Below are 12,077 nucleotides of genomic sequence, written 5' to 3'. Positions count from 1 at the left end.
CCAGGAGAGAGGCCGCGTTACTCCTGTGGCGTCCCGGAGCGCATCCCGAAAAGTGTGACGCACCGCGCTGGCGCTCCCGTTTTTGGATTAATACCAAAGGCATTGGCGTCTGACCGTTAATGGGAATGGCTTTTTCTTCCTTCTCCTCCCCATGACAATGGGGAGGTGGCGAGCAAGTGAGCCCCCCTATGGGGCGAACGCGTCGAGACGGAGGGGTCCTCTTAGCAGGCAGTCCCCAATGCCGTTGGTATAAGATGCGCGTCAACACAGAAACTTAGATCGCGTTTCGATCCGATTCTTCCGGATCGAAACGCGATCTAAGAGATCAGATCCAGCAGGTCGGCGTGCGGCGAGCCCAGACTCACCTCGTTATGACCGACGAAATCCCAGCCGAAGCTGAAGGGCAGATAACCCTTGCCGTCCAAGTAGTAATGCGACTGCTGGAAGCGATCGAAGGCAAAGGTCAGTTGAGCTACAGGCGATGCGACTTCGAGCTGGCTTGCTGCATGCGCGAAGTCGAACAGGTATTCGTCGATCATCCGCAGTCCGCCCGGCGTCTCGGCATAGGCTTCGATTTCGACCCGGAACCCGGGGTTTCCGCTCAGCAGGCCTTGCAGAGTCGTCAGGAGAACCTGGTCCGAGCCTAGGGCCAGGCTGACATAGGCGTTATCCTCGCCCGGCTGGAAAGCAAGCGACAGTCCGGTGATCGCGTTGAAGGCGTGATCGCCGTCGGTCAGTATGGTATTGCCCTTGCTGTCCATCAGCCGCAGATAATAGCTGATCTCGTTGTCCGTGCCGCCGGTGACGGTACCTGGGACGAAGGGGCCGTCGCCACTCAGGTCCACGCTTTGGCCAAGCTTGTAGTCCCAGCCGACCGTGGTCGTGGTCTTGCCGTCGACGTGTGCGGCTTCGAACCGTTCTGCATTCAACGTGAACACCGTCCGGTCCTGGTTCGTAATGCCGCTAAGCACGCTGACATCCTCGTACAGGTATCGGTCGACCAGCTGCGCCCCGTCCAGGCCGTCCACCTCCAGTTTCACGCCCAGTCCATTGAGCAATGCGTCTGTCAAGGCCACGCCCAGACGGTCGTCGGCCAGAGTCAGGGAGATGTCGGCGGAGGTCGCGCCGAAGGCTGGATTGAAGCGGGCCAGGCTGACCCAGCCGTCATTGCCATCGCTGCCCAGCACATTGCCCTTGGCGTCGACAAAGCGGGCATAATAGGTCAGGTCCGGGGCGTCATCGACGGCGACCTCGGCCTTGCCGTCAAAGACGTAGTCGCCGTAATCATCGACGGTCGTGCTTGTGTTGGTGACGAAGTCCCAGCCGTAGGTCGACATGTCGCCTTTGGCGTCGGCATGGTTGTGGGAGTACTGGCCCGGGATGAACGTCATGACCGTCACGCCCGAATCGCTCACCATCTGGCTGACTGTCGCATTGGCGAACAGGTACTCGTCCACCATGACCAGGCCGTTGATTGGCCCGCGGTAGGATTCGATCTCGACCATGACGCGGTCACCGGTCAGCATGGCTGCGGCCACGACGGCTTGCGCCGCGTCACCGACGATGTTGACGTTCAACGCGCTATCATTGCCATTCAGCGCGAACGCGCCATGGCCGGAGATCCAGCCGTTGCTGCCGGCGTCGCTGGCAATGGGCATGCCGGTCTTGTTGTCCAGGAAGCGGACGACATAGGTCAGGTCGTCCGTGTGGCTGGCGGCTGTGTCGGTGGCCGGGTCGAAGTCGGCGGAATCCGGCAGGTTGACGGTGGTATGACCGGTGACGTCCCAGCCGCTGGTGGCGGTGTCGACCAGGCCGCCCTTGGAATTGTAGAGGTTGTGATTATGGGTGTAAGCGTTGGCCAGCACGGTGATCGCCCGGGCGTCGGTTCCGTCGTCGCCGGCGGACTGGCTCACGACATTGCCGAACAGGCTGGCGTAGTCAAAAATATACTCATCGACCTGACGATAGCTGCCGGCAATGAATTCCAGGGATTCGACCTGAAATCCGACCGTTTCCCCACGCAACTGAAACTGCTCCAGGACGCTGATGAAAGCGTCCGATCCGTTGAGGGTGAGGTCGATAGCCAGGGACTGTGGGGGCGTTCCGAAATTGTCGTCCTGGGCGGATAGGCCGAATCCGGACAGCAGGACCCATCCGTTGCTGCCTTCGGTGTCGATCGCTCCGCCTTTCGAATCGACGAACCGCCCGACCACCATGTGCGCGCCGGGGCCACTCTGCGCGAGCTGTCCGGCGACGAAATCGCCCGGATCGTTCAGGATGGTCGTCGCCTGGGTGGCGAAATCCCAACCCGACGTGGTCGTTCCGCTGATCTTGCCGTCGCTGTTGACCGTGCTATGCGCCCGCTGCATGGCGCCATAGCTCAGGCTCACGCCCTCACCAACGCCTTCGTTGCTGGCCGACGTCGTCTGCTGGGTGATCTTGGCGCGATCGAACAGGAATTCGTCGACCAGAACCAGGCCTGAGGCGGTAGTGCGATAGGCCTCGACCTCGACCTTCAGCGTCCTGTCGCGCTGGATCGCGTCGCTCAGCCCGATCGACAGCCGCCCGGGCGCCAGAGCCAGGTCCAGGCTGCCGGCCTCCGCCTTGCCAACATTCAGAATAGTAAAGCCGAAGTTATCCGCCTCAACCCAGCCATTGGTACCATTGCTGGCAATGACCGCACCCTTGGCATCGAAAAAGCGCACCACATAGGTCAATTCGCCGCCCGACGCGCCGGGCACGCCGCCGTCGGTGGTGTAGCTGGCCCGATCCGTCAGGTCGGCCGTGGCCTTGGTGGTGAAATCCCAGCCATAGACGCTGGACTCCGGCGCGCCCTTGGCGTCGCGGGACAGGTGTTCGTGTTCTGCCCGTCCGGTCATCAGGCTGTAGGTCTGAAGGTCGGTCGAGGTGCCGGCGCTCTGCAGGTAGCTCCGGTCGAAAAGATACTGATCGACCAGTTGCAGCCCACCGGCGGTCGTCTGGTAGGCTTCGACCTCCAGGCCGATCTGAAGTCCCTGGACAGTCGCAGTCATCAGGGTATTGGCCACGCGGTCCGAACCGAAGCTGAAGCTGGCGCTGCTCCCGGGCTGCCACGAGAAGCTGTCCAGCGCGACCCAGCCATTATTGCCTTCGCTGGCGTACAGATTGCCCTTGCTGTCGACGAAGCGCGCCACATAGGTCAGGTCCGAATCCGGCGGAATGGCGTCGCTCAACACCAGGTCGAGGGCCGCCTTCTGATATTGCAGGAGGGCCGATCCCGAGGCGTCGGTGATGTCGATGGTCTGGGGCTGGCCGTTTATGTCGAGGAAGGTGACGCGGGCAACGCCCTGCGACGGTCCGGCAGTGACCGAGGCGCCGGAGCTGGCCACCAGACGGGCCAGCCCATCATAGCTGACGATCTCGGTCGTTCCGCCCGGCGCGATGATCCGCAGCGTGTCGCCGTCGGAAAATTTGAGGTCCAGAAGGCTGTCGGTGGCCGAAGCCGTGCCCGCCATAAAATCAAACACGAACACGTCGCCGCCGGCCCCGCCGGTCAGGCTGTCATTGCCGGCATTGCCGTTCAGCGTGTCATTGCCGGCCAGCCCATTCAGGCTGTTGTTGCCGCCATTGCCGTTCAGCGCCTGGGCAAACGAATTGCCGGTGGCGTTGATATTGCCCGCGCCGGTCAGATTCAGCGTTTCGACATAGCGCGCCGACAGACCGTAGCTGACGCTCGAAAAGATGGTGTCTGTGCCGCCACTGCTGGCCTCGACGACGTTGTCGCTGGCATTCTGGATATAGTAGGTGTCGTTCCCCGCGCCGCCGGTCAGGACATTGACGCCGCTGTTGCCGGTCAGCACGTTGCTCGACGCGTTGCCGATGCCGTTGATGTTGGCCGTTCCGGTCAGGGTCAGGTTCTCGACATTGCTCCCCAGGGTGTGGCTGACCGACGATTCGACAAGGTCGGTGCCGCCGCTGGGGGCTTCGGTGGTGTAGTCATAGGCGTCGTCGACGACATAGGTATCGTTGCCGGTGCCGCCGGTCATGATGTCGGCGCCGATGCCGCCATCCAGCCGGTCATGACCGGCACCGCCATCCAGCATGTTGACGCCGCTGTTGCCGACCAGGGTATTGGCCAGGCCGTTGCCGGTGGCGTTGAGCGCGGCCGCCCCGGTCAGGGTCAGGTTCTCGACCTGCCGGCCGGCCAGACTGTAGGTCACCGACGCGATGACGGTGTCGAAGCCGCCATTGGTCGCTTCGACGACATTGTCGCCGGTGTTCTGGATGTAATAGGTGTCGTTGCCCAGGCCGCCGGTCAGGACATTGGTGCCGTCATTGCCAGTCAGGACGTTGTTACCGTCATTGCCGGTGCCGTTGGCATTGGACGACCCCAGCAGGATCAGGTTCTCCAGGTTGGCGCTTAAAACATAGTTGAGCGACGACCGCACGGTATCTGTGCCTTCGCCGGCCAGTTCAGTGACCGTGTCGCCGGCATTGTCGACGGTGAAGGTGTCGTCGCCGGCCCCGCCGATCAGCGTGTCGATGCCCGCGCCACCATCCAGGTTGTCATTGCCGCCCAGGCCGCTGAGGATGTTGTTGCCGCTGTTGCCGGTGAGGGTGTTGGCCAGCGAATTGCCGGTGGCGTTGATATGGGCCGCACCGGTCAGGTTGAGGAATTCGATATAGCGGCCGGAGAGATTGTAGGTGGCGCTGCTGTAGACGGTGTCGATGCCGCCGGTGCTGTTCTCGACGACATTGTCGCCCGTGGCGTCGACATAGAAGGTGTCATTGCCGTTGCCGCCGGCCATGGTGTCGTTGCCGGCGCCGCCATCGAGGACATCATTGCCGTCCAGCCCCGCCAGGCTGTCATTGCCGGGACCGCCGGTTTCGGTGTCGTTGCCCGGCCCGGCCGAACCGAAACCGGACGCTATATCGAGATTGAGGCTGTCGTCGATCTTTTTCATGCCCGGTCCCTGAACGTAAGGCTGCCTCCAAGGACAGCTTTGTCGCAATCGTTACCACGTTATTTACGATCTGTAACCAAGCCAAAAAGGCGAAAAGCGGGTGACCTCTTACCTGCTACTCTCAGTCAGTGGGCAACGATTCCAGGAGCTGCCGCAGACGAACGACCGGCGCGTCAGCGGCAGTTGCCGGCGAAGGAGGCGCTTGGGCGTAAACAGTTCGAACGGCTGGCCGATTCGGAGGCAGTGTTCGTAAACGAGCGCATTTTCATGCGCCAGCCGGCCATTGCTCTTTTCCTGGATAAAAGCGATGTCGAACACGGTGCAGGTCCTGTGATAACATGGAGTCGATTATCAGTGACGCAGGTTGCTGACCATCATTTTCGGGGGGAGGTATGAAGTCCTTCATTATGTCCGCTGCAGCCATACCGGCCATAGCCCTGCTGGTGGCTGGGTGCGCCAAATTTACAGGCGGCAAGCGTTTCGAGCTTCCGGCGGAAGGTGGAGCCATGGCCGTATCCTCACCGGACGAAACGCTCCGGCTTGACCTGGTCCAGACCGACCTGAATGAAGTCGAAGGCACGGTCTATCGGTTGACGGCTTCAAAGGCGGGGCGGGAGGTCTACCGCTCCGTCTTTTACCGCGGCATATCCGGACGCTGGTCGCCGGCGACCGGCGGGGTCTTCGTCAACTATGTCAACGGCAGCGATGAAATGGGATGCGAGATACTGGACTACCGCGGCGAGGCGATGCGGACGGTCAATGTCAGGGCCTTGCTGACCCGCCTCTACGCCCGTGACGATACCATGGCCGCCTTGGCCGCTCCCAAGGGGGTGCGATACTATCTCGAGTGCGAGAAATGGGTCGACCGCGATACAGTTGAGTTTTCGGTTTCGGTCGATCATGGCCGGACATATCACCTCCGCTACCACCTGGAATCCCAAACAACGCAATATCTCCGGTATGACGACGATGGAGAAAAAGTCGTCGCGTTGTAATATCCCTTTCCGCCCGTCCTATCCGCTTGTCACATCTCATCCTTTGGGACTATATGGCGCCGTGCGCGTCGAACCTCGGCGCTAAATCCGATTCACGATTGACCTGCCCCGGGAGACGGGCTATGACAGCGTTGTCATGAACCGGCGCGCCTCAGGCGCGGCCGATAAGCCTGAAGTCAACAGGCAGGTCTTGGTAGCAGGAAACAACACCTTATGGTCTCGAGCTCAGCGGCGGGAAGCCGGCAACAGGTCTTTGTTCTGGTCGGCGGTACCGGCGATCTAGCCATGCGGATGCTGTGGCCGTCCCTGGCCATGCTGGACCAGGACGGGTTCCTGTCCGACAATCTGCGCATCATTTCCGTCGCGCGCGAGGACTGCGGCACCGAGGTCTGCGTCGACCGCATCGGCAATGCCGTCACCAAGCGCGTCGGCGAATCGCTGGAACCCGGCACCCTGGCACGTTTCCGCAAGCGCATCGTCCACGTCGCGCTCGACGCGGCCAAGGACGACTGGGGCGCCAAGCTGAAAGCCGAGCTGGGCGATGTCGACGGCCTGGACGTCGTCTTCTTCCTGTCGGTGTCGCCCTCGCTGTTCAAGCCGATCTGCGAGCATATCGAGCGCGCCGGCCTCAACAAGGCGCCCAACCGCGTCATCATCGAAAAGCCGATCGGCCGCGACCTGGCCTCGTCCAAGGTCATCAACGACTCAGTCGCCCACGCCTTCGACGAATCGCGCACCTTCCGCATCGACCACTATCTGGGCAAGGAAACCGTCCAGAACCTGATCGCCCTGCGCTTCGGCAATGTGGTGTTCGAGCCGCTGTGGAATTCGCAAACCATCGACCACGTCCAGATCACCATCGCCGAAACCGTCGGGGTCGGTGAGCGCCTGGGCTATTACGACGAATACGGCGCCATCCGCGACATGCTGCAGAACCACCTGCTGCAACTGGTCTGCCTGCTGGCCATGGAGCCGCCCTCGGCCCTGTCGTCCGACGCTCTGCGCGACGAAAAGGTCAAGGTGCTGCGTTCGCTGAAGCCCATTACCGTCGACAACGTCAAGGATCACACGGCCCGCGGCCAGTACGGTCCGGGCTTCGCCGACGGCCATCCCGTCGCCGGCTACGAGGTCGAAAAGGGCTCGCCGTCGAACACCGAAACCTTCGTCGCCATCAAGGCCGAGATCGCCAACTGGCGCTGGGCCGGCACGCCGTTTTACCTGCGCACGGGTAAGTGCCTGCCATCGCGTTCGACCGAGATCGTCATCCAGTTCAAACCGCTGCCGCACTCCATCTTCGGTTCGGAAGCCAAGGCCAACCGCCTGCATATCCGCCTGCAGCCCGACGAAGACATCTCGCTGACCGTGATGAACAAGGCCCCCGGCCTGACCGCCGAAGGCACCCATCTGCAATCGCTGGACCTGTCGCTGTCGCTGATCAAGGCCTTCGAAGGCAATGGCGAAAAAGCGCCGCGCCGCCGCATCGCCTATGAGCGCCTGATCCTGGATGCGCTCCAGGGCAACAACGCCCAGTTCGTCCGCCGCGACGAGGTCGAGGCGGCCTGGATGTGGGTCGATGGCATTATCGACAGCTGGACCAAGACCAGCATGAAGCCCCAGCAGTACCCGGCCGGCACCTTCGGCCCGGTCAGCGGCTATCGCCTGATCGAACGCGACGAAGGCCGTACCTGGAATGACTGAGGCCGCCGTCATCCGCGAACTCCCTGAACCGACGGTGCTGCAATGGCCGGCGCCGGGCGGTGAGGTCCGTGTCCTGAGCTTTGCCTCCAAGGCTGACGCCGGCGCCTATGTCGCCGGGATCATCGCCGGCGCCTTGCAGGGCGCGGTCGCCGAACGCGGCAAGGCGCTGTGGATCGGCTGCGGCGGTTCGACGCCCAAGCCCATCTACGAAAGCCTGACGACCCTGGACCTTGACTGGGACCGGATCACCCTGGCCCAGGTCGATGAGCGTTTCGTGCCCACCGACGACACCAACTCCAACACCCGCATGATGCGCGAAGCGCTGGAGCCGGTGCTGGACGACATGGACTTCATGACCCTGATCCAGGACCTGTCGAGCGCCCAGGCGTGCGCCGACAAGGCCGAAGCCCGGTTCCTCGAACTCGGGGGCGGCGAGGCGCCGGTGTTCGACATTGCCCTGATGGGCATGGGACCCGATGCGCATTATGCCTCGATCTTCCCGCACCACGTCATCAATGGCGAAGTCTACGGCACCGACCGCATCGTCCTGCCGGTGGCGCCGACCGACGGCAGCCTTGAACCCGTCCTGCCGCGTATTACCCTAAGCGTGCCCGCGCTCAATCGCAGCCGCCGCATCATCTTCTTCATCACGGGGGCGACCAAGCTGGAGGTGCTGCGCAGCGCCAGCCAGTCCACCGACCCGGCCGAGTCGCCGATCGGCGCCTTCCTGGCCCAGTGCCCCGTTCCCGTCGAATTCGTCTGGGCAGCGTGAGGATTACCCTATGACCACCCTGCATCCCGTCATCGCCGAAGTCACTGCCGCCATTGCCGAACGGTCCAGGGACCTGCGCGCCCAGTTCATGCGCCGCGCCGACCGCTATAAGTCCGACGCGCCGCGCCGCAAGAAGCTGTCCTGCGCCAACTATGCCCACGTCGTGGCGGCCTCGGACGACCACGACAAGTTTCAGCAGGCCCTGGACGCCGTGCCCAATATCGGCATCGTGACCTCCTATAACGACATGTTGTCGGCCCACCAGCCGTACCACGACTACCCCGAAAAGCTACGCGCCTTCGCCCGCAAGGTCGGCGCCACGACCCAGGTCGCCGGCGGCGTGCCCGCCATGTGCGATGGCGTGACCCAGGGCCGTCCGGGCATGGAACTGTCCCTGTTCTCGCGTGACGTCATCGCCATGGCCACCGCCGTGTCGCTCAGCCACGACGCCTTCGACGCCGCTCTGATGCTGGGCATCTGCGACAAGATCGTGCCGGGCCTGGTCATCGGCGCCCTGTCGTTTGCCCATCTGCCGATCATCTTCGTGCCGTCCGGCCCGATGTCGTCGGGCCTGCCCAATCCGGAAAAGGCCAAGATCCGGACCATGTACGCCCTGGGCCAGGTCGGCCGCGACAAGCTGCTGGAAGCCGAGATGGCGTCCTACCACGCTGCCGGCACCTGCACCTTCTACGGCACCGCCAACTCCAACCAGATGCTGATGGAGATGATGGGCCTGCACGTGCCGGGCGCGGCCTTTGTCGCCCCGGGCACCGGCCTGCGTGATGCGCTCACCAACGCCGCGGTCGAACGCGCGGCGAAGACCGCCGAGAATTCCAAGAATCCCAAGCGCATGGCCGACGTCATCGACGTCCGCGCCATCGTCAACGGCGTGATCGGCCTTCTGGCCACCGGCGGTTCGACCAACCATGCCCTGCACCTGCCGGCCATGGCGCGGGCAGCGGGCTACATCCTGACCCTGGAAGACATGGACCGGCTGTCGTCGGTGGTGCCGCTGCTGGCGCGGGTCTATCCCAATGGCGCCGGCGATGTGAACCACTTCCACGCGGCGGGCGGCATTGGCTTCGTCATCCGCGAACTGCTGTCGGCCGGCCTGCTGCACGGCGATGTCACCACCATCTGGGGTGAGGGCATGGCCGACTATACCCGTGAGCCCTACCTGAATGACGGCGTCCTGACCTGGCGCGATTCGCCGGAGCAAAGCCTGGACGAAACCATCCTGCGCGGTGTCGCCAACCCGTTTTCGCCGGAAGGCGGTCTGCGCGAAGTCAAGGGTAATGTCGGCCGCGCCGTCGCCAAGGTTTCGGCGGTCAAGCTGGAGCACCAGGTGGTCGAAGGCCCCGCTGTTGTGTTCGACGACCAGGACGACTTCCTGGCCGCCTTCAAAGCCAAACAACTCCCTGAGGGCGATTTTATTTGCGTCGTCCGTTTCCAGGGGCCAAAAGCCAATGGTATGCCGGAACTGCACTCGCTGACTCCGGCCCTGTCGTCGATCCTGGATGCCGGCCGCAAGGTCGCCCTGGTCTCCGATGGACGCATGTCCGGCGCTTCGGGAAAGGTGCCGGCCGTCATCCATCTGGTGCCGGAAGCCATGGACGGCGGACCGATCGCCAAGCTGCAGAACGGTGACCTCTTGCGGGTCGACTGTGAAAAAGGCACCATAGACTACCTCGGAGATGCCGCCGAGTTCGCTCAGAGAGCAAACGCCGAACAGCCCGAAGAGGCTGACGGTGTCGGACGGGAACTTTTCGCCCATATGCGCAGATCGGTCGGACCGGCTGACGCAGGTGGCGCGGTATTTTGGTAGATACTGTATGACAGCGCATTTCGAGACGGGATCCGTCGTGACTTCATCGCAACCTCTGCGCGGCCTGGTCGGCGACATTGGGGGCACCAATGCCCGCTTCGCCATCGCCGAGCGCGTGGGCGGCAAGACCACCCTGGCCAATTTCAAGTCGCTGGAGTGCGAGGACTACAAGGACGTCTATGACGCCCTGAACGGTTATTTCGCCATGATCGGCGGCAAGCCGCAGCTCGACTTTACGGTCGTCGCCGTGGCCGGTCCGGTCAAGGACGGCGCCATTCAGTTCACCAACCTCGACTGGCTGGTGCGTGAGGACCTGCTGGGCCAGACGACCGGCGCGCGCAAGACCCGGCTGATCAACGACTATGCTGCCCTGGCCTTCGCTTTGCCGCACCTGGGCGATGCCGACACCAAGACCATCGGTTCGGTCAAGACCGGCTTCGGCAATGTCCATGCCGTCATGGGCGCCGGCACCGGTTTCGGCGCCTCGGTCCTGGTCGGCGGCGAGTTCGGACCCTATTGCCTGTCGACCGAAAGCGGCCATATCTCGTTCGCCCCGGTCAATGACTATGAGAGCGAAATCCTGCGCGTGCTGCGCAAGAAGTACGGCCGTGTCACGGTCGAGATGCTGCTGTCGGGTCCGGGCCTGGTCAATCTCTATCACGCTATTTCGGCCATCCGCGGTGAGCCGGCCCACGACTTTACCCCGGCCCAGATCACCCATCTCGACGGCGACGACGCCACCGGCTCGCGCTACACCGTCGAAGCCTTCCTGGACATCATGGCCAGCGTCTGCGGCGACCTGTCCCTGGCGCACGGCGCCACTTCGGGCATGTTCATCGCCGGTGGTATCGCGCCGCGCCTGATCAAGCATGTCGACGAACTGCGCTTTCGTGCCCGCATGGAAGCCAAGGCGCCGCTGGCCCATATCGTGGCGGCGACGCCGTCGCGCATCATCATCCATCCGTATGCGGCCTTGCTCGGTTCGGCCAATGCTTTGACGGATGTCCAGATAACCGCCTAACAGACGACAGGGTCTCACCATGCCTACCCATCCCGACGTAGAAAAGTTCATGACCCTGGGCCCGGTTCTGCCGGTGATGGTGATCCCGAGCCTCGACCAGGCCCTGCCCTTGGCCGACGCCCTGCTGAAGGGCGGTATCCGCGCGCTGGAAATCACCCTGCGCACCGACTGCGCCCTGGACGCCATCAAGCTGATCGCGAAGGAACGTCCGGACGCCGTCGTCGGCGCAGGCACCGTCCTGACACCGAAGGATGCCGAAAAGGCCGCCAAGGCTGGGGCGAAATTCCTCGTCTCGCCGGGCCTGACCAAGACCCTGGCCCATCAGGACGCCGCGCCTTTGCTGCCGGGCGTTGCCACCTCGTCCGAAGTGATGAAGGCCATGGAGTGGGGCTTTACCCACCTGAAATTCTTCCCGGCGGTTCCGGCCGGCGGCGTGCCGTATCTGAAGGGCATTGGCGGTCCTCTGCCCCAGGTCAAGTTCTGCCCGACCGGCGGCATCGACGCCGGTAATGCGGCGCAGTTCCTGGCTTTGGACAATGTGCTGTGCGTTGGCGGCTCGTGGGTCGCGCCTGCCCAGGCCATGAAGGACGGTAACTGGGACGAGATTGCGCGCCTGGCTGCCGAAGCCGTCGCAACCTTCGGCAAGAAGAAGGCCGACGCGGTGATCTAAAAATTACCTCTCCCCGCCTGCGGGGAGAGGACGAGAGCCGAGTGAAACGAAGGCGATCGGGTGAGGGGCCTTCAGTTTCCGAACCCCCTCTGTCGTTGTCGCCAGTTGACAAAGCTGTCACAGACGCAGAAGGGTGTCACACAACACCTTCCG

Annotated in this window: 8 protein-coding genes; 6 read left to right on the top strand and 2 right to left on the bottom strand. The window is 63.2% G+C overall.

Translation table 11 applies throughout. From position 1 onward, the window contains the following. Nucleotides 1–317 precede the first annotated feature (317 nt). Nucleotides 318–4,943, bottom strand: coding sequence for a beta strand repeat-containing protein (locus tag ABAC460_RS49840; protein ID WP_023454330.1), 4,626 nt, complete (start codon nt 4,941–4,943; stop codon nt 318–320). 108 nt (nt 4,944–5,051) lie between these two features. Beyond that, nucleotides 5,052–5,261 (bottom strand): hypothetical protein, encoded by a 210-nt coding sequence (locus ABAC460_RS49835; RefSeq protein ID WP_155914679.1) that lies wholly within the window; start codon nt 5,259–5,261, stop codon nt 5,052–5,054. Nucleotides 5,262–5,335: 74 nt separating this feature from the next. Here ABAC460_RS49835 and ABAC460_RS39730 point away from each other — a divergent pair, with 74 nt between their 5' ends. The 6 genes from ABAC460_RS39730 to eda all read left to right on the top strand — a co-directional run bounded on the left by ABAC460_RS39730 (nt 5,336) and on the right by eda (nt 11,924). Then, on the top strand, nt 5,336–5,938 hold the full coding sequence (locus ABAC460_RS39730; RefSeq protein ID WP_023454329.1) for a hypothetical protein: 603 nt from the start codon (nt 5,336–5,338) through the stop codon (nt 5,936–5,938). A gap of 213 nt (nt 5,939–6,151) precedes the next feature. Next, nucleotides 6,152–7,636: a glucose-6-phosphate dehydrogenase gene (gene zwf / locus ABAC460_RS39725; protein WP_023454328.1), complete on the top strand. Its 1,485-nt coding sequence runs from the start codon at nt 6,152–6,154 to the stop codon at nt 7,634–7,636. Beyond that, nucleotides 7,629–8,408, top strand: coding sequence for a 6-phosphogluconolactonase (pgl, locus tag ABAC460_RS39720; RefSeq protein WP_023454327.1), 780 nt, complete (start codon nt 7,629–7,631; stop codon nt 8,406–8,408). Before zwf ends, pgl begins: the two co-directional genes overlap by 8 nt. Before the next feature lie 10 nt (nt 8,409–8,418). Further along, nucleotides 8,419–10,233: a phosphogluconate dehydratase gene (gene edd, locus ABAC460_RS39715; protein WP_023454326.1), complete on the top strand. Its 1,815-nt coding sequence runs from the start codon at nt 8,419–8,421 to the stop codon at nt 10,231–10,233. 37 nt (nt 10,234–10,270) lie between these two features. Continuing rightward, nucleotides 10,271–11,254: a glucokinase gene (locus ABAC460_RS39710; RefSeq protein WP_031237045.1), complete on the top strand. Its 984-nt coding sequence runs from the start codon at nt 10,271–10,273 to the stop codon at nt 11,252–11,254. Between the two features lie 19 nt (nt 11,255–11,273). Continuing rightward, on the top strand, nt 11,274–11,924 hold the full coding sequence (gene eda, locus ABAC460_RS39705; protein ID WP_023454324.1) for a bifunctional 4-hydroxy-2-oxoglutarate aldolase/2-dehydro-3-deoxy-phosphogluconate aldolase: 651 nt from the start codon (nt 11,274–11,276) through the stop codon (nt 11,922–11,924). The last annotated feature ends 153 nt before the right edge of the window (nt 11,925–12,077 follow it).

The organism is Asticcacaulis sp. AC460 (genome assembly GCF_000495795.1).
GTDB lineage: Bacteria > Pseudomonadota > Alphaproteobacteria > Caulobacterales > Caulobacteraceae > Asticcacaulis.
This window is presented reverse-complemented; position numbering and strand designations above follow the sequence as displayed.

Coding starts and splice junctions, on each gene's coding strand:
- ABAC460_RS49840 (WP_023454330.1), bottom strand. CDS start 4,943: ATGAAAAAGATCGACGACAGCCTCAATCTCGATATAGCGTCCGGTTTC.
- ABAC460_RS39730 (WP_023454329.1), top strand. CDS start 5,336: ATGAAGTCCTTCATTATGTCCGCTGCAGCCATACCGGCCATAGCCCTG.
- zwf (WP_023454328.1), top strand. CDS start 6,152: ATGGTCTCGAGCTCAGCGGCGGGAAGCCGGCAACAGGTCTTTGTTCTG.
- pgl (WP_023454327.1), top strand. CDS start 7,629: ATGACTGAGGCCGCCGTCATCCGCGAACTCCCTGAACCGACGGTGCTG.
- edd (WP_023454326.1), top strand. CDS start 8,419: ATGACCACCCTGCATCCCGTCATCGCCGAAGTCACTGCCGCCATTGCC.
- eda (WP_023454324.1), top strand. CDS start 11,274: ATGCCTACCCATCCCGACGTAGAAAAGTTCATGACCCTGGGCCCGGTT.